Genomic DNA, 17,393 nt, shown 5'->3' on the forward strand with positions numbered 1-17,393 from the left:
CTAAGTGAGTATTGCATAGGCAATTGGAAATAAACTCAAATATTTGGAGATAAAAATGGGTGTATTAGTTGGCCGTCAGGCACCAGACTTTACTGCAGCAGCTGTTCTTGGTAACGGTGAAATCGTTGAAAACTTCAACCTAAAAGAAACTATCAAAGGTAAAAAAGCAGTTATCTTCTTTTACCCGTTAGACTTCACTTTCGTTTGTCCTTCAGAGCTAATCGCTTTCGACAAGCGTTTTGAAGAGTTCCAAAAGCGTGGCGTTGAAGTAATCGGTGTTTCTATCGATTCACAATTCTCACACAATGCATGGCGTAACACTGCCGTTGCTGACGGTGGTATTGGTCAAGTTAAATATGCACTAGTTGCAGACGTTAAACACGAAATCTGTCAAGCATACGACGTTGAGCACCCAGAAGCAGGTGTTGCTTTCCGTGGTTCTTTCCTAATCGACGAAGAAGGTAACGTACGTCACCAAGTAGTTAACGACCTTCCACTAGGCCGTAACATTGACGAAATGATCCGCATGGTTGACGCGCTAGCGTTCCACAGCGAGCATGGTGAAGTATGTCCAGCTGGTTGGACTGAAGGTAAAAAAGGTATGGACGCAAGCCCTGCAGGTGTTGCTAAATTCCTTTCTGAAAACGAAGGCGACCTATAATCTAGGCCTTAGTTAAAGAATTAAAAAACCCGCCAATTGGCGGGTTTTTGTTTTTAAGCTCAATGAGATTAGTTAAAGCGCATTGTTAGCTTAGTATAGAAATAACGACCACGTGGGTTATGTACGCTTGATACATAGCCGTATAAGTCACCATCACCATCACCGATTGCAAACGGAGGATCTTCATCAAATACGTTATTCACACCCACAGAAAGTTTGATTTTCTCTGAGAAGTTATACGCAGTTTGTAAATCAACTAGCGTTTGTGAATCAACCATACGTGATGTGTTGCTATCAAAGTCTAAATTACCGTCAAAGTCGATATCTGGTGTATCTTCAAACTCGCCAGTGTAACTAACGTTTACATTAGTATTGAAGTCACCCATTTCCCAGTTTGTTGAGAAAATCCAACGGTTTTCAGGGTAACGGTACTCGCCAGTGTAATCACGGCCATCTTTCTTAAATTCGTTTTGGTAAGCCCATTCTAAATTGAATTTTAAGAAGCCGTAATCGTTCATCGCATGTGTGTAGTTAGCCGATACATCGACACCCGATACCTCTTGTGATGAGACGTTTTCAAAGGTGCTGTAAACTTTTTGGATTACACCTAAACTCTGACCATTTTGTGGTGCTAAACGCACACACACAGTGCTGTTTTGGTCATTACAGTTGTTATCGTAAATAGGGCCGAACTCTTGCTCGTCAATCTTATTATCTTGTGTAATGCTCCATACATCGATTCCAAAACCAAATTCAGCGGTAGGTGCCCAAATGAAACCCACATTCCATGACTCTGATTCTTCAGCTTCAAGGTTCGGGTTACCCGCAAATTGAATATTGTAATCAAGCGCATTACAGTCAAGTCCAGTTGCCTGACAACGGTAAGTATCTACAAAGAACTGACTCTCTTCAGATGGGCCTAAACCGATTTGTGCCAGTGAAGGCGCGCGGAAACCTTGAGCCCACGAACCACGAACAGTGATTGAATCAGTTGGTGCCCAGCGAACAGCTACTTTAGGGTTTGTTGTTGAGCCAAAATCGCTGTAGTCATCGTATCGACCCGCTAATTGCAGTTCTAGGTTATCTGCTAACGGAATCGAAAACTCAATATAAGCTGCGTATTGGTCGCGTTCTGCAGCAGCTGATACAGACTCCGTACCAAAGATTAAACCACGTTGGAATTGGTCGTCTGGAATATCGCTCACATCTTCTTCACGGTATTCAATACCAGCAGCCATCATTACTACATCATCGCCAAAGCTGAATGCTTCACCACTGATATTTGCATCAAATGAAGTCATATGAGACTCACCACGGCGCACTAAGCTTGTCGTGATACGGTCAATCACTGCTTGGTCATTATAGGTGCCACCAAATGGGTTATAGTTACCTGCATCGATTTCTTGTTGTAAGAAATCAGTGCGCACCCAACCTTGGCTTCTGTCACCGGTTTGCATTGATTTACTGCGACCTTTTTGAACTGCTGCTTCCCAGCTCCAGTCACTGATCTCACCTTTTAAGCCCGCAACAAAACGCAGCGTATCTGATTCAATATCCCATTGGCGAGGGCCGGCATCTACCGTTCTGTAGCGACCAATTTCGATATCTTGGCCAAATGGGTTATTAGGATGGCTTGCTGGCACGGTTAAACCGGCATCTTCATCAAGAGGCGTCGGTGCACCTGCTGCTTGCGACGTATTATGTTGTACTGCAACCTCTAAGAAAGCTGAAATACCATTGTCGAAGTTATATTCAAATTGCGAGATAGCACCAACACGCTCAGATGCTGGGGTTACATAACCAAATGGGCCGTAGTCAAATAAGCAGCTGCCACTTGCAGTTGCATTTTCTGCCGGACAGGCTGGATCAATTGTTTTTTCACCATCTACATAGAAGTAGCCCGGGAAACCACGGGATGAGCGAAAATCCATACCACCGTATGGTTCTTGGTTTGCTGTGCCTAGACGTCCCATTTCATCAGAAGAAAGTGCAGTGTTGTTAAAGTAATCAATAATAATTGATGCGCTGCTTTTTTCTGTACTTGTACCCCAAACTAGGCTTGCTGTTTTTTCTTCGTAGTTAGGACCGTCAGTGCCACCATATCCAAGGTTTACTTCTAGGCCGTTAATATCTTTCTTTAAGATGATATTAACTACACCTGCAACTGCATCAGAGCCATAAATAGCTGATGCGCCATCCTTTAAAATATCGATACGCTCAATCGCAGAGACAGGGATTGAGTTGATATCAACAAACGAATTAGTAATGCTTTCAGCAAAAGCGCTAATAGATACACGACGGCCATTAATAAGTACCAATGTTGCGTCTGAGCCTAAACCGCGAAGGCTGACTGCTGCAGCACCATTAGCTGTAGAGTCTTGGTTATTACCGCGAGTAGAGAAAGTACCATTACCTGCAACTGGCATACGTTCTAATAGTTGTTGTAGGTTGTCGTAGCCCATGTTATCGATGTCTGCACGACTGATTGATTGAACCGGTGATGGCCCTTCAATATCTGAGCGCTTAATGCGAGAACCTGTAACTTCAATACGCTCGACCTTTTCAGCTCCATCTGACTCTGCAGCAGCTGACATAAAACTTGTGCCTGCTAATGCTGCAACTGTAAATGCATAGAGAGGTCGTTGTATAAAGCGATGGGTGTTCTTCATATATTTCAATCCTTGTATAATTGTGAAAGTGTTGTGAATTAATCACGACAAAGATTGATATCATGTAAATGGTGGCGAATGAAATAGCAAAAAAGTATGGGTTTATTAAGGGGTTAAGGTTCTTAAGTAGAGAAAGTCAGGACTGATAAGGGGTACGAGCCTACCAAAAAGGTTAGGCTCATTTCATAAATTAAGCTTTATGTTTCATCAGGCGTTCTTTTTCACGCGCCCAATCTTTATTTTTTCCGTCTTCACGTTTGTCGTGCATCTTTTTACCTTTAGCAAGGTGGAACTCCAACTTCACCCAGCATTTTTTCCAGTACATTGCAGTCGCGATTAATGAAAAACCTTCGCGTTCTGTAGCACCGATAAGACGATCGATTTCACGCTTATTTAAAAGTAACTTACGATACCTTAAAGGATCGCAAATTACGTGAGTAGAAGCACTGTTGAGAGGCTGAATTTGACTGCCAAGTAAAAATGCTTCGCCGTTTTTAATGTGAATATAAGTCTCAGAGATGTTTACTTTACCAGCTCGGATACTTTTTACTTCCCAGCCCTGTAGTTCAACCCCTGCTTCGAACTTATCGTGTAAAAAATACTCATGACGCGCTTTTTTGTTAAGCGCGATGGTATTACTTGTCGATTTAGATGATTTTTTCTTAGCCATAGTGGCTCATATTATACGGAAAAACAGCGTTTTTACATCGCTTTTTTAAGGCTTTGCAGATATTTTCGTGTTACTAAAATTTGGGGAAATAGCCAAAGCTTGCTAAAATTCGCCGACAAAGTTGGGAGTGAATATGCCGCAAATAGAAAAAAGTGCGCTGGTAATGTACAGCAGCAAAGAAATGTTTGATTTAGTGAATGATGTTGATGCTTATCCAGAGTTTTTACCACATTGCTCTGATGCTAAAATCGTTACACAACAAGCCAGTGGCATGACGGCCAGTTTAGAGATCTCAAAAGCCGGCTTAAAAAAGTGGTTCACTACCGAAAATACCTTTATTGATGAGCAAACTGTTGCACTACGCTTAGTCGACGGCCCATTTAAAAAGCTGCAAGGTAAATGGCATTTTTTACCGCTGGACGATAAAGCATGTAAAGTTCAGCTTCACCTTGAGTTTGAATTTGCTAGTAAACTTATTGAGATGGCTTTCGGTAAAGTATTTAACGAAGTCGCTAAGAACATGGTTAATGCATTTACACAACGTGCTAAAACTGTATATGGAGTTCGCCCATGATCACTGTTGAAGTGGTTTTTGCCTTACCAACAACGGCAACCAGTTTGCTGGTAGAAGTGCCAGTAGGCACTACAGCTGAGCAAGCGGTGATTAAGTCAGGTATTATTGATAAGTGCCCTGAAATAGACGCAAATAACCTAACGCTTGGGATTTGGAATCGTACTTGTAAACTGCATCAAGAAGTAAAAGATGGCGATCGCATAGAAATCTATCGACCGCTTATTGCTGATCCAAAGGATGCACGCAGACGCCGGGCTGAGAAAGCCAAAGAAGAGGGCCGTGCTAATAAGATTACAGGTGGGCGTCCACTTAATAAGGCATAAAAAAGGGTAGCTTAGGCTACCCTTAATTAATTCGAATTAATATTACTCTTGCTCTAAAGGTGTATTAAATTCGCTAGGTTGTTCATAGTCACCCGATAACGAAACGAGCTTATCGTTTTCAAAGTTAATAGTGAGTGACTTACGTTGCTCGTTACTGCGACCAAGGTTGAATACGTACAGGTAGTGCCAGGTATTTTTATCAAATGAGTCTTCAGCTACTGGCTTGCCTAGTACATACAGTACTTGCTCGCGAGTCATATTTACACGTAGCTTATCTACATCTGACTGCTCTAAGAAGTTACCTTGAGGAATGTTGATTCGGTAAACCCAGCTTGAACACCCTGCTGTAGCACTTAAAGTAAGGGTAAGTACTAACCAAAAAGAAAAAGTTTTAAACGACTGCATTATTTGTTTGAATCCTTATTTTTTATACACTGCATGATACCGATTAGTCACAGAAGGTAAAACCCTTTTCAGTAATTGTTTTTACTGAAATGCGATTAACAATCACGAGGCACAGATTTGACCACAGCAAACCCAGAAAGTTTACAGCAGCCTATAAAAAACAACGAAAATTCAGAGACTCTGTGGCATTTGTATATAGTGCAAACACGTTTAGGTCATTGGTACACTGGGATCAGCACTAACGTTGAAAAGCGTTTTATGCAGCATCAAGCTGGGAAAGGGGCTAAAAATCTTAAAGGCAAAGGGCCTTTAACACTTATCTATCAACAGCAGGTAGGTAATCGTAGTGAAGCAACTAAACTTGAAATAAGCGTAAAAAAGCTCAGCAAAGCACAAAAAAGGCAGTTTGTTTTAACTTCTGAACTACCCAAATAACTAACTTGGAAGCTTTTCAATAAATAGGGCTATTTTCGCCATGGCATATTCGAACAATGTAAAGTCAATGTGCGCCGCTGTGTCGGTGCTTTGATGATGATGTTTATCGTGTCCGATGCCAAAGTAAATATAAGGGATCCCCGCTTTAGCAAACGAATAATGGTCACTTGCTCTGCGCCAATCAACTTTGAGATCAAATAATCGATTCAGTCTTGCTGACGAGCTAGTTGCCATAAAGGTTAGCTGCTCATCAGATAGGAGTTTAATGTCAGCTTGATATTGCGCTAATGATTGCTTATCTAAAAACGCATAGATACGCGGTTTTCGTGGGTTCACAACGAGCATATCTAAATTAATATTAAGTTTGATTTCGTCTTTATTAAGTGTCGATACCAAGTACTCGCTACCATGTAGGCCATTTTCTTCTGCATCTGTTGCAACAAAAACTAATTGATAGGGCTGGGGGCTTTGTGCAAAGTGCTCAGCTAAATAAAGTAAAGCGGCAACGCCGCTGGCATTGTCATTAGCACCCGGATAAAGCCGACTGCCTTTTTGCCCTAGGTGATCATAGTGGGCAGTAAAAATAACTTTTTTACAGTTTTCACAGCGGCTATTTTGGGACGCAATAATGTTCCGCCCAGTAGCCTTGCTAAAGAATCCTGATTGATAAGTAAAACTTTGTTCATTAACAGAATAGCCAAGAGCTATAAAGCGCTCTACTATGAAGTCAGCGGCTAATTTCGCGCCCTCGGTATTCGTTTTTCGCCCTGCAAATTGAGGCGATGTTAGCGTTATGATGTCTTGTTCTAAGTCTGTATTGGCAAATGCTTGCCCAGTGCTTATCAGTAAAGCACTAGCGGTAATCAATAAGCTTTGCAGTATGCGAGCGAAGCGCTTGTAATTTACTCTCGTAACGCTGTTTATCATGATCAAAGTCTGCTTTATTGTTTGCCATAGTTAAATACTTTTTAGCCAGTTTTAAGTCCCCCAATTGATAGTAGGTTCTCGCTAAACCAAAATCAGTATCATGCAGGGTTGGATTTAAGTCACGGGCTTTTTTGTAGTGCTTTATGGCATCTTGATAACGGGCGGTTGTATAGGCGTCATTTCCTAAAGAAATATGGTAATAAGGGTTTGCTTGGCGTTTATTATCAAGCTTGGCTAATATAGCTTGACCTTGCTCTTTACGATCGGTCAGGTTATAGAGTCTTGCTAAATTGCCTAATGCGGTGTTGTTATCTGGATCTAAACTAATCGCGTATTGGTAGGCTGTTTCTGCACTTTTATAGTCACTCGTTAATCTGAATAACACGCCAAGGTTGCCCCATGCACCTGAGTAGTTGCTATCAATATCAACTGCTGCTTTGTAATAGCTAAAAGCAGTATCATAATCATGTTTTAGCATCGCAGCTGCGCCTTTATTGTTATAAAACATTGCTGTGATGCGGGCTTTATTGATGTTGCTGGTTTTAAACGCTTCTTGGCGGCTGTTAGGGTCAAAGTCTATCACTAAAGAGCGCTCTTCTGGGTAAATGACTTTTCTATTTACCACAAGTTTTTGAGCCTCACTTACTTTTAAGTTGATATGGCCTGTGAGTAAATTAAAGCCATTATCAAGTGCCCAATATTCTGGGATATGCACTTTTTGAAATTGTCCTTCAAGGCCGAGGTAGTCAGCAAGGCTATAGGCTAAAATCGATAACGATAAACAGTTGGCGTTTAAATTTGAGTAGGCTTGATTAGCCGTTAAGGTAGCACCAGATTGATAAGATAAAGACGCATCGCCATTTTGCAGTAGGAACTTCAGCAAACGTTTAGTGCTTTGCAATGAACGACTGTCTTTTGGAAAAGCACTATCAAGTTGCTCTTTTACATGTTCGCTTAATGCAAAAATCTCTTGTTGAGTTTCAACTGGGGTTTGAGTAAACGTATTACTTTGAGTCAAAGCAAGTGGTGGGGGAGCGGTGTTATTTTCTGTACTACTACACGCCGTTAATAAGCAAAAGCTTGAGGCTAAAACAATGCTAGGTAATTTCATCTGACCCTCTTAATTCTTGGCCTAATACCATTTAAGTATAGGCCGTGAATGAAAAAGGGTCAGGGTTAACTGTTACAAAACGTGTCAGCGTTTATCAAACGTCGCAACAAGGTCATCAAGGGTTTGCGCACTGTTCGCTAAGTCTTTGATTGCTTGTTCACTGTCAATTTGTTCACGCATGACGTTGTCACTAATGTCACTTATTTGTTCAATATTGCGACCGACATCTGCCACAACATTACTTTGCTCTTCGGTCGCAGTTGCTATTAAGGTTGCCATATCGTTTATTTCATTGGCAGCATCGTTAATGGCATTAAGTAATTCAACAGAGCTCTGCATTGCATCAACGCTTAATTGAGCTTGTGATTTTGAGTGATTGATGTGATTAACCACTAAATCAGAGGTGCTGGTAAGCTCACTGATCATAGTTTGAATTTCAGTTGTTGATTGTGAAGTGCGATTTGCAAGCGCTCTTACTTCATCAGCTACAACAGCAAAGCCTCGGCCGTGCTCACCGGCACGAGCAGATTCAATCGCTGCGTTGAGTGCTAACAAGTTGGTTTGCTCAGAAATACCCCTGATAGAGTCAACAATACTTGCGATAGCTTGCGTTTTATTTGCCAGCTCGTTTACTTGCTCGGTAATATTATCGATATCACATGCCAGCTCTATTATCGCTTCTTTACTTTGCGTTACCTGAGTATGGCTTTGTTCAGTGTTCTGCTTACTATTCTCAGTGAGCTTAGCCGTGTTCGCTGCGCTTGAGGCAATTTCTTGCACTGTCGCACCCATTTCATTAATCGCCGCAGCAACCGAGATAGTTTGCTCTTTTTGATTATCGAGCGCTTCAGAGTTCTTTTGTGCTTTCTGAAACACATGATCAGCGCTTTGTCTGATTTCACTACTCTCTTGAGCTACTTGGCTGATTGCAGTTTCAATCTTAGAGATAAACTGGTTAAAGCCAGCAGATAAGTTAGCAAGTTCTGGCTGCTCAGAGTCAGGAAGTCTATATGCTAAGTTAGCATCACCAGAGCCTAAACGGGTGAATAACTCAGCCATTTTCGACAGCGGCGATGAAAGCGTGCGTGCAAGCACTAAACCAGCAAAACTTGCGATCAGCGCAATCACTATTGCAAAGCTAATAATTTGCCATTGTAAAACCTGAATACTCGAAAACACTTCGTGCTTAGGTACTTGGGCAATAACAAATAAATCGGTGTTTTTAATAGGGCTTGCTGCCACTAAGGTTGCTTCACCGTTGAGATCAATCTCTTGTAAATTGAAGTCGCTTTGCGTTAGCAGAGTACGCGTGATGCTTGCTTTATAAACGTCATCTAAGTTAGCTTTAGCGACTTTGTTTTCGTCTTTATGTAGCTGAATGAGGCCGTTTTTATCGGCAACAAATACAAAGCCGGTTTCTTCGATTTGGAAGCGCTGCAGCATAGCCTGCATATCGTCAATGCTTTTAGCAAGACCTGCTAAACCAATGCCGTTGGTTTGCTGGTGGTTTACAAACATTTTCACATCAGTCGGTGATTCTTGATAGATGCTGATAGAAAAAGGCTGTGCGGTGTTTGTAAACGCAAAAAACCAACCATCTTGTTCTTGAGTTAAAACGCGCAAGAAACCGTCTTGGTTCCAATATTGTGCAGTTTCACGATTAGCCCACGAAGCGGTTGCTAAATCGTATTGCTTAACAAGGCGGTTAAGTTCTTTTAGCAGTGTTTTATCATCAGTATTGCCTGAACGCGCCCACTCTAATACAAACTCGTTACTAGAGAGTTGCTCAGCTGCACTGATCATTTGATTTATATCGTGAGTAATATAGTTATCAATTGCTTGAAGTTTGCTAGGTAGCTCAGATTCAATCATTCGTTGTTCGATGATTTGTTTTGCACTGTATATCGCTGTTGCGCCTATTAACGCAGCAACAATGAGGGCAATTGAACTGCCAAGCAGTGTAATTTTTTTAGTAATGGTGAGTTGATTTAACGCCATGAAAGTGTCTTAGTTTACAACATTTAAGTCAGTAATTTTAGCATACACTTTACAGATGACGAATCAATGTAGGTACAAAAAAAAAGCCCAAAGCATATAAGCAATTGGGCTTGGTTTCTAACAAGCGAAACTTACTTTCCAGGGTTAAACAATTTTCTTCATTGCTGACATGTAACCACGTAGCTTGCTACCAATGATTTCAACCGGGTGCTCGCGTAGGGCTTTATTCACCGCAATCAAGGTTTGGTTATCAACTTGGTTGCTTGCACTATCAAGACCTTTACCAATCACATCTGTATCGATGCCTTTCATAAAGTCTTGAAGCAGCGGTAAACACGCGTGGTTGTATAAGTAACAGCCATACTCTGCAGTATCTGAAATAGTTCGGTTCATTTCGAAAAGCTTCTTACGAGCAATAGTGTTTGCGATAAGCGGCGTTTCGTGTAGTGATTCATAATAAGCAGATTCAGCGATGATACCTGCCGCAGTCATGGTTTCGAAAGCAAGCTCAACACCTGCTTTAACCATTGCAACCATTAAAATACCTTGATCGAAGAATACTTGTTCGTTGATCTCTTGGTCGGTATTTTGTTGCTTTTCGAATGCAGTTTCGGCAGTTTCTGCGCGCCATGCTAGTAATTTCGCGTCATCTTCAGCCCAGTCAGCCATCATACCGCGAGAGAATTCGCCGCTGATGATATCGTCCATGTGCTTGTTATATAGTGGACGCATAATTGTTTTAAGCTCTTCACTTAATTCAAATGCTTTCACTTTTGCTGGGTTTGATAAACGGTCAAGCATGTTTGTCACGCCACCATACTTAAGCGCTTCAGTGATCACTTCCCAACCGTATTGGATTAGTTTTGACGCATAGCTTGCATCAATGCCTTTTTCGACCATTTTATCGAAGCAAAGTAGTGAGCCTGTTTGTAACATGCCACATAGAATCGTTTGCTCACCCATTAAGTCAGATTTAACTTCTGCAATGAATGAGGATTTTAATACACCCGCACGATGACCGCCGGTACCTGCTGCATATGCTTTAGCTTGCGCTAAACCATGGCCTTGAGGGTCGTTTTCTGGATGAACTGCAATTAATGTTGGTACACCAAAGCCACGCTTGTATTCTTCACGTACTTCTGAACCAGGGCACTTAGGTGCAACCATGATTACTGTTAAGTCTTCACGGATTTGCATGCCTTCTTCAACAATGTTGAAGCCGTGTGAATAAGCAAGTGTTGCGCCTTGTTTCATTAACGGCATGATGGCAGTGACAACAGCCGTATGTTGTTTATCAGGCGTTAGGTTTAATACTACATCTGCTGTTGGGATAAGCTCTTCATATGTGCCTACAGTAAAACCATTTTCAGATGCGTTTAAGAAAGATTGACGACGCTCAGCAATAGCTGACTCACGAAGAGTATAAGAAACATCTAAACCAGAATCACGTAAATTTAAACCTTGGTTAAGGCCTTGTGCGCCACAACCGACAATAACGAGTTTTTTCCCTTTTAAAGCGTCTACACCATCAGCAAACTCTGCTGGGTCCATAAATTCACACTGCGCTAATTGCGCTAACTGCTCTCTTAAAGGAAGAGTATTAAAATAATTCGCCATTGTTAGTGTCCTATAAATACAATTTTGTTAGAAAATCAAAGAACCGACGTGGTGTTCTTTGTATGTATTAACACTATGCAATTTTTTACCTTGCGTAAAATGATATATTTGAATTAAAGTATTTCATAAAATGAAATGGTGGCGGTATGGATCACAAACATCTTAATTACTTTTTGGCGTTAGCTAAGACGCTGCACTTTGCTAGGGCCAGTGAGCTTTGTCATATCAGTGCGCCCACTTTGAGCCGCAACATCAAGCAACTTGAAGAAGAAGTTGGGGTAGTGCTGTTTAATCGGGATAATCGCACCGTCAAATTAACTCGCGAGGGTGAGTCATTTATTGAGTACGCAAATGCGACGCTGGCTAACTGGCACCGTTTTAAGGCTAACGTACAAGAGCCGCAACAGCATGTTTATGGCAATGTCAGTATTTATTGCTCAGTAACAGCCTCTTATAGTTTTTTACACCAAATACTTGAGCAACTGCGAATGCAGCATCCATATATTGAAATTACCCTCAATACCGGTGATCCTGCTCTTGCAATAAATCGTGTTTTAGATGGCCATGAAGATATGGCAATTGCTGCAAAACCCTTAAAGTTACCAGGGCAAATAGCCTTTACCAGCGTTGGTTACTCACCATTAGTATTGATAGCACCAAAAATAGTGTGCCCGATCAGCGAAAAGCTAACTGCCAGTGAACAAATTGATTGGTCAGATTTAGAATTTATTGTTGCTGAGCAGGGGTTATCTAGGCAGCGGCTTGAGCAGTGGTGGCGTAAAAAGAATATTCATGGCCGTATATATGCGCAGGTTGCTGGCCACGAAGCCATGGTTTCTATGGTGAGCTTAGGTTTAGGCATTGCCATGGTGCCAAAAATTGTACTGGATAACAGCCCGCTCAAAGATAAAGTACAAATAGTGAGTGATGCAGAGCAGACTATTGCAGGATTTGAAATTGGTCTAGCTGTTTTAAATAAGGAGCGCCATGATCCGGCACTCAACGCAATTTGGAGTATTGCTCAATCGCTTACTCAGCAAGCAATCTAGCTTAAGAGCTAGTCACTAACACTTTACTGCTAACTATATTATGTTGATACAAATGGTTTATTTCTATTAATTATTTAGTATTGGTTTTTGTGAAAAATATTCGTGTTTTTTGCTGGTTTTACACTGCTAAAATCCTTTTTCATTGATTTTTCTTTTAGTGTTGTTAACTTAATTTAAATAATAAAATTTTCATGGCCTAGACTCATGATACTCTCAGCGCAAGCCGAACATTCTTTAAGCTACTCGAGCCATTGTTTGAAGCTCGCAATTCCCTTAATGGTAAAATACAAAATGCCAATTACACCGCTTAATTATGCGCTTTGGTATTGCTATGTTAGTGAAAAGAATCAAGACTTAAATAAAGAGCTTGATAGTATTATTAAAAAATACAATACCTGTAGCCATGAGCAGGCAAAGCACCTTTTCAACAAGTATTTATCTCGGGACGACTTGGCACTATTTTATCAGCTATCTGGCGGCTTTAATGATGTTGTAGGCAGAGTCCACCAAGATATCAATGAAGCACTTAGTTACTCAGCAGATTTTAATGAAGCCCTGCAAGAATGCCGTAACACACTAACTAGTGCAGATATCAGTCAGGAAAGCGGCTTTGATGATGTACTTGATTGTGTAGAGCGCTTAAGTGACGAGTCGGCAGCTTTGCAAAGTCGTGCACAAGATTTTCAAAATCAGCTTGCGCTGGCTTACTCAGAAATTACAGAATTAAAACAAGAGCTTGTCAGGTCTAGAAGTAAAGCCGAAAAAGACCCGCTTACAGGGCTTTATAACCGCGGTAAGTTTGATGAAGATATCACGCGGTTTTGTCAAACCAATGACTTAGCTGAAGTCACTGTTCTTACTATGGTTGATATCGATCACTTTAAACAATTTAACGACACTTTTGGTCATCAAAAAGGAGACCAAGTTTTGCGTGCAGTTTCAGCAAAACTACTTAAACATGTATCTAGCGTTGGTCAGGCCTATCGTTATGGTGGTGAAGAGTTTTGTTTCACCGCACAGTTTGCCAGTATTAGTGACATGACTAATTTTACTCAGCAGCTGCGTCATGCTGTCGCTAAATTACAGATTAAAGAGCCTAAATCTAATAAGGTGTTAAGCCAAGTCACTGCTAGCTTTGGTATTGCTATAAAAGCTAAAAATAGTAATCCAGAACAACTCATAGCAAAAGCCGATAAAGCACTCTATTTAGCCAAAGAGCATGGCCGAAATCGTATCGAAATCGTCGAAGAGTAACAAACTTAACCGATATATGTATCAAATTTGTGAATAGTTGTAACCTTGCAACGACAGTTTGTTCACATCTTGATATTATGCTCTTATTGCAAAACCCCTTTGGTCGTAAAATAACAATGAAATCTCAAACGATCAGGATGTGCGCAGCGGTTTGTGTCTTGATAGGCATGCTAGTAAGTCAAGCAAGCGCTGATGACTCAACGCGCACTGAACGTGAAAGCCGTGTGGCAAATCAACAGATCGATACCCAGCAGTGGCACCTAAGTATTAATACGGGAGCTGGGGTGATCACGAACCCACTTCGTGGTGGTGATAACTTACCATTAATTGTGCTGCCTGAAATCGCTTTTTATGGTGAAAAATGGTTCTTTGATAATGGCCGTTTAGGTTATTCATTCCAAGAAAGCGATACTCATGTTGTTAATTTAGTAACCGAGTTCAACCCTGAGACTCGCTTCTTTATAGATTTTCACCCAAGCAATGTTTTTGCACTGCAAACATCGAATAGCTTTATTGTTGAGTCGACCACCAGTAATGAACTGGCAGAAAAGTCAGTATCTACGAACGATATTAAAAAGAGACGATGGGCATTAGATGCTGGCTTAAGCTATCACTATATTAATAATAATCATGTGATTTCTTTACAGGCACTGGCCGATGTTTCGGGCGTTTATAAAGGCCTTCGTAGTGCTTTACAATGGCAATCACATCACCGAATAGGAAACCTATCTGTCGCACCTAGCTTAGGGGTTTGGTACAAATCAGCCAGACTAAATGATTATTTTTATGGTTTATCGGCTAAAGAGTCCTCATATGGGGAAATAGATGTTGGCAGTAGTTGGCAACCTTATGCTAAAATCGACGCCCGTTGGCCCCTGAGTGAGGCTAACTCTCTTCGTTTTCATTTAGCATATTATGACTACTCAGCCGTGGATGACAGTCCGCTTTTTGAACACACGTACTCGATGACTGCATTTATAGGATTCAATCATATTTTTTAATATGAAGTATTTTGTTTTTAGTCTGTGTGTGTTTGCTGCTGTTATTTGGGTTACCCCAAGCCATGCGCAAGCGACTCAGTTTGATATCACGCCAAAAGTGTGTGTTGTATTACAACAGCACGAATTTTGTGATCTTGAGTTAAAAATCAGCTGGCAAACACAGCTGCCTCAAGATCTGTGTTTGTTTCAAAATAACCAACAAATTCAATGCTGGAACGACAGCAAAAAAGGGCTTTACAGCCATAAAGCGCGGGTTCAGGTTGAAACAATATACTCCTTAGTCAATCCGCACACGGGGAGCAAAATTGCGACCGCAAAAGTCGAAGTGCAAAGCACAGAAGCAAAAACAACGAGGCGTAGATTACGCTCACCGTGGAGCTTTTTTTAATTCAGGAGCAACCAATGGCAAAGATTTTACTTGTTGAAGATGATCTCGGCTTACAGCAGTTAACACGTGATTACCTTCAACATAATGGGTTGGATGTTGCGGTCCTTGAACGCGGCGACGAAGTATTTGAATACCTTGAAAACAACCCAGTTGATTTAATGATTTTAGATGTCATGTTACCGGGTAAAGATGGCTTTAGCGTTTGCCGTCAGGTACGTGATAAATTTAGCTTACCTATCTTAATGCTGACAGCTAAAGGTGAGGACTTTGACCAAGTGATTGGCCTTGAACTTGGCGCAGATGATTATGTAATTAAGCCTGCAGAACCTCGTGTATTGTTAGCACGTATCAATGCATTGTTACGTCGCGGTCAAGCTACAAACAAAGCGCCAGAAGAGCTTAGCTTTGGCGATTTAACCATTGATAAAACTAGCCGCATTGTTACACTTAAAGGCAGTGAAATTACACTGACTTCTCATGAATTTGAGCTGCTTTGGTTGCTTGCGTCAAATGCTGGTGAAGTGTTAAGTCGTGAGCATGTTCATCAACACATGATTGGTCGTCAATATGATGGTTTAGACCGAACCGTTGACGTACGTGTATCGCGTATCCGTAAGAAATTAGGTGATAACAGTGATAAACCATACCGAATTAAAACAGTTTGGGGACAGGGTTACCTTTTCGTATCTGACGCATGGGATATGTAATTTTTAATGGGGAAACTATTTGCTAGTTTATATCTTTATATAATAGTTTCTCTGTTTCTAGTTAGTGGGGTCATAGAGCAGTTATGGCCCTACGAAGAAACGCAACAGCAAATAGCCCTAGACCAAGAATTTGGTAAATCTCTGTGGTTATTAAGCCAAACTGAAAGTGGCTTAGCGACACTCCAACAAGAATTCGAAAGCGAGATAATTAATCTTACCGATCTAGCACTTCCTGAAGACCTAAAAACACAGCTCAATAATGACCATTACCTGTATTTGTTCAATCAAGAACAAAAAGTGGTTTGGTACATAGCTCTTAATGACACTCAGCTTTTACATGTAGGCCCACTTTCAGTTGAAAATCCAAACTTTAGCTCCGTTTGGCCATACTTTTTATTATTAACTGTGATTGGCCTACCAATTGGACTTTGGAGTTTGCTACTTTGGCGTGACTTTAATAAATTGACGCTCGCCTGTGAAGCCGTGGGAGGGGCGCAAGACTTTGAGCTTCAGGATGCCTCTAAATCATTTTTTCTGCCGATTACTGATACCCTAAACGCGATGCAAGAGCGTATTCAGTATCTACTGGCTGCGCAGCAAGAGCTAACTTCTTCCGTTTCTCATGAGTTTAGAACGCCCCTTGCGCGTTTAAAGTTTGCTGTTGCCATGCTCGAAGAGCAAATCGAGAATGAAAAGTCGTATACATACATTGATAACATGCAGGCTGATATTGCAGAGCTTGAAGCACTGGTGTCAGAAATGCTTGAATACGCACGACTTGATTCACACCAACCAAGCTTAAAGCCCCGTTCCTGTGACCTAACAGCGCTTATCAATAGTGTGGTGAATAAACTCGAGTTTGCTACTGATATAGAGGTAGCAGTGACTGCACCCAAGCAGCTTTACTACGAGTGTGACGAGCATTTTATGGCGCGTTGTATTCAAAATCTATTAGGCAATGCACAAAAATACGCAAACCATAAAATTCATGTAAGTCTTGAAGAATTAGGGGATTCAATACAAATAAGTGTTGAAGACGATGGTCCTGGAATCGCTAAATCTGAGTGGCAAAGTATTTTTAAGCCATTTACTCGTTTAGATAAAAGTCGTGACAAGAAAACAGGGGGCTTTGGGTTAGGGCTTGCCATTGTCGCTAAAATTGTTAGTTGGCATCAAGGGCAGTCTGAGGTGTGTGACTCACCATTAGGTGGAGCTAAATTTACTATTCATTTGTTTAAAAGTAACTCGCTTTAAATTGCATGCATAAAAAAAGCGCCTAGGGCGCTTTTTAAAGATTAAAACCAAAAATAAACAAGTAGCAAAGTAATAGACCGCACTTGAATATAAAAGTTCGAAAAAAGTTTAATTATTTTTCATTTAATAATGGCATTAGGATTTTTTCAAGGCCATTGAGCTTCACTTCATACATCATGGCTAGCTGTGCACCTAACTGGGAATCAGGAAATCCTTGCTGTTTAAACCACACTAAATAAGGCTCTGGCAGCAACAATAAAGGGCGACCAGCATACTTTCCAAATGGCATCTTAGTATTTATGGCACGTTTGAGTTGAGCTGTATCCATCTTTATCTCAAAGAAATTTTAA

At 41.0% G+C, this 17,393-nt stretch carries 18 protein-coding genes; 10 read left to right on the forward strand and 8 right to left on the reverse strand.

The annotated features are described in order from the left end of the window. Positions 1–55: 55 nt before the first annotated feature. Entirely contained in the window at positions 56–661 is a 606-nt protein-coding gene (locus tag MTF66_RS13795; protein ID WP_054561886.1) for a peroxiredoxin C, read from the forward strand. A 68-nt stretch (positions 662–729) separates the two neighbouring features. On the opposite strand, the gene MTF66_RS13800 is transcribed toward MTF66_RS13795, so the two are convergent. After that, positions 730–3,255, reverse strand: coding sequence for a TonB-dependent receptor (locus MTF66_RS13800; RefSeq protein ID WP_248527574.1), 2,526 nt, complete (start codon positions 3,253–3,255; stop codon positions 730–732). 265 nt (positions 3,256–3,520) lie between these two features. Next, a complete protein-coding gene (gene smpB / locus MTF66_RS13805) occupies positions 3,521–4,000 on the reverse strand; it encodes an SsrA-binding protein SmpB (protein WP_054551727.1) in 480 nt (159 codons plus the stop codon). 133 nt (positions 4,001–4,133) lie between these two features. Here smpB and MTF66_RS13810 point away from each other — a divergent pair, with 133 nt between their 5' ends. Then, positions 4,134–4,574, forward strand: a complete 441-nt coding sequence (locus MTF66_RS13810; RefSeq protein WP_054561884.1) for a type II toxin-antitoxin system RatA family toxin — start codon at positions 4,134–4,136, stop codon at positions 4,572–4,574. After that, a complete protein-coding gene (locus MTF66_RS13815; protein ID WP_058585457.1) occupies positions 4,571–4,897 on the forward strand; it encodes an RnfH family protein in 327 nt (108 codons plus the stop codon). Before MTF66_RS13810 ends, MTF66_RS13815 begins: the two co-directional genes overlap by 4 nt. A 42-nt stretch (positions 4,898–4,939) precedes the next feature. Here the strand turns inward: MTF66_RS13815 and MTF66_RS13820 are convergent, their stop codons facing one another. Beyond that, the gene (locus tag MTF66_RS13820; RefSeq protein WP_054551724.1) at positions 4,940–5,302 is read right to left on the reverse strand and encodes an outer membrane protein assembly factor BamE; all 363 of its coding nucleotides are present in this window, start codon (positions 5,300–5,302) and stop codon (positions 4,940–4,942) included. A 117-nt stretch (positions 5,303–5,419) separates the two neighbouring features. Between MTF66_RS13820 and MTF66_RS13825 the strand changes: the two genes are divergently transcribed. Continuing rightward, a complete protein-coding gene (locus MTF66_RS13825; protein WP_248527481.1) occupies positions 5,420–5,737 on the forward strand; it encodes a GIY-YIG nuclease family protein in 318 nt (105 codons plus the stop codon). Here the strand turns inward: MTF66_RS13825 and MTF66_RS13830 are convergent, their stop codons facing one another. The 4 genes from MTF66_RS13830 to ilvC all read right to left on the reverse strand — a co-directional run bounded on the left by MTF66_RS13830 (position 5,738) and on the right by ilvC (position 11,390). Beyond that, positions 5,738–6,604: a M20/M25/M40 family metallo-hydrolase gene (locus tag MTF66_RS13830; protein ID WP_248527482.1), complete on the reverse strand. Its 867-nt coding sequence runs from the start codon at positions 6,602–6,604 to the stop codon at positions 5,738–5,740. Next, on the reverse strand, positions 6,591–7,775 hold the full coding sequence (locus MTF66_RS13835) for a tetratricopeptide repeat protein (RefSeq protein ID WP_248527483.1): 1,185 nt from the start codon (positions 7,773–7,775) through the stop codon (positions 6,591–6,593). The genes MTF66_RS13830 and MTF66_RS13835 overlap by 14 nt, the downstream gene beginning before the upstream one ends. Before the next feature lie 84 nt (positions 7,776–7,859). Continuing rightward, a complete protein-coding gene (locus tag MTF66_RS13840; RefSeq protein WP_248527484.1) occupies positions 7,860–9,773 on the reverse strand; it encodes a methyl-accepting chemotaxis protein in 1,914 nt (637 codons plus the stop codon). A 144-nt stretch (positions 9,774–9,917) separates the two neighbouring features. Beyond that, positions 9,918–11,390, reverse strand: coding sequence for a ketol-acid reductoisomerase (gene ilvC, locus MTF66_RS13845; protein ID WP_248527485.1), 1,473 nt, complete (start codon positions 11,388–11,390; stop codon positions 9,918–9,920). Between the two features lie 146 nt (positions 11,391–11,536). Here ilvC and ilvY point away from each other — a divergent pair, with 146 nt between their 5' ends. The 6 genes from ilvY (at position 11,537) to MTF66_RS13875 (ending at position 17,043) form a co-directional block, all read left to right on the forward strand. Next, positions 11,537–12,439, forward strand: a complete 903-nt coding sequence (gene ilvY / locus MTF66_RS13850) for an HTH-type transcriptional activator IlvY (RefSeq protein ID WP_055197018.1) — start codon at positions 11,537–11,539, stop codon at positions 12,437–12,439. A 291-nt stretch (positions 12,440–12,730) separates the two neighbouring features. Continuing rightward, positions 12,731–13,693, forward strand: coding sequence for a GGDEF domain-containing protein (locus tag MTF66_RS13855; RefSeq protein ID WP_248527486.1), 963 nt, complete (start codon positions 12,731–12,733; stop codon positions 13,691–13,693). A 167-nt stretch (positions 13,694–13,860) separates the two neighbouring features. Continuing rightward, positions 13,861–14,694, forward strand: a complete 834-nt coding sequence (locus tag MTF66_RS13860) for a MipA/OmpV family protein (RefSeq protein WP_248527487.1) — start codon at positions 13,861–13,863, stop codon at positions 14,692–14,694. 1 nt (position 14,695) lies between these two features. Next, complete coding sequence (locus MTF66_RS13865; RefSeq protein WP_248527488.1) at positions 14,696–15,082, forward strand: DUF3019 domain-containing protein; 387 nt, start codon at positions 14,696–14,698, stop codon at positions 15,080–15,082. Between the two features lie 14 nt (positions 15,083–15,096). After that, entirely contained in the window at positions 15,097–15,789 is a 693-nt protein-coding gene (locus tag MTF66_RS13870; RefSeq protein ID WP_054562019.1) for a response regulator, read from the forward strand. 6 nt (positions 15,790–15,795) lie between these two features. Beyond that, positions 15,796–17,043 (forward strand): ATP-binding protein, encoded by a 1,248-nt coding sequence (locus MTF66_RS13875; RefSeq protein WP_248527489.1) that lies wholly within the window; start codon positions 15,796–15,798, stop codon positions 17,041–17,043. 112 nt (positions 17,044–17,155) lie between these two features. Here the strand turns inward: MTF66_RS13875 and MTF66_RS13880 are convergent, their stop codons facing one another. Continuing rightward, positions 17,156–17,371 carry a DUF3820 family protein gene (locus MTF66_RS13880; RefSeq protein ID WP_248527490.1) on the reverse strand — a complete coding sequence of 72 codons (216 nt, stop codon included), beginning with the start codon at positions 17,369–17,371 and terminating at the stop codon, positions 17,156–17,158. Positions 17,372–17,393: the final 22 nt, after the last annotated feature.

This window comes from Pseudoalteromonas sp. 2CM39R, assembly GCF_023161845.1.

Excerpts from the sequence above, each read along its gene's own strand:
- MTF66_RS13795 (WP_054561886.1), top strand. The coding sequence starts at position 56 with ATGGGTGTATTAGTTGGCCGTCAGGCACCAGACTTTACTGCAGCAGCT.
- MTF66_RS13800 (WP_248527574.1), bottom strand. The coding sequence starts at position 3,255 with ATGTCAGCTGCTGCAGAGTCAGATGGAGCTGAAAAGGTCGAGCGTATT.
- smpB (WP_054551727.1), bottom strand. The coding sequence starts at position 4,000 with ATGGCTAAGAAAAAATCATCTAAATCGACAAGTAATACCATCGCGCTT.
- MTF66_RS13810 (WP_054561884.1), top strand. The coding sequence starts at position 4,134 with ATGCCGCAAATAGAAAAAAGTGCGCTGGTAATGTACAGCAGCAAAGAA.
- MTF66_RS13815 (WP_058585457.1), top strand. The coding sequence starts at position 4,571 with ATGATCACTGTTGAAGTGGTTTTTGCCTTACCAACAACGGCAACCAGT.
- MTF66_RS13820 (WP_054551724.1), bottom strand. The coding sequence starts at position 5,302 with ATGCAGTCGTTTAAAACTTTTTCTTTTTGGTTAGTACTTACCCTTACT.
- MTF66_RS13835 (WP_248527483.1), bottom strand. The coding sequence starts at position 7,775 with ATGAAATTACCTAGCATTGTTTTAGCCTCAAGCTTTTGCTTATTAACG.
- MTF66_RS13840 (WP_248527484.1), bottom strand. The coding sequence starts at position 9,773 with ATGGCGTTAAATCAACTCACCATTACTAAAAAAATTACACTGCTTGGC.
- ilvC (WP_248527485.1), bottom strand. The coding sequence starts at position 11,390 with ATGGCGAATTATTTTAATACTCTTCCTTTAAGAGAGCAGTTAGCGCAA.
- ilvY (WP_055197018.1), top strand. The coding sequence starts at position 11,537 with ATGGATCACAAACATCTTAATTACTTTTTGGCGTTAGCTAAGACGCTG.
- MTF66_RS13855 (WP_248527486.1), top strand. The coding sequence starts at position 12,731 with ATGCCAATTACACCGCTTAATTATGCGCTTTGGTATTGCTATGTTAGT.
- MTF66_RS13860 (WP_248527487.1), top strand. The coding sequence starts at position 13,861 with ATGCTAGTAAGTCAAGCAAGCGCTGATGACTCAACGCGCACTGAACGT.
- MTF66_RS13865 (WP_248527488.1), top strand. The coding sequence starts at position 14,696 with ATGAAGTATTTTGTTTTTAGTCTGTGTGTGTTTGCTGCTGTTATTTGG.
- MTF66_RS13870 (WP_054562019.1), top strand. The coding sequence starts at position 15,097 with ATGGCAAAGATTTTACTTGTTGAAGATGATCTCGGCTTACAGCAGTTA.
- MTF66_RS13875 (WP_248527489.1), top strand. The coding sequence starts at position 15,796 with ATGGGGAAACTATTTGCTAGTTTATATCTTTATATAATAGTTTCTCTG.
- MTF66_RS13880 (WP_248527490.1), bottom strand. The coding sequence starts at position 17,371 with ATGGATACAGCTCAACTCAAACGTGCCATAAATACTAAGATGCCATTT.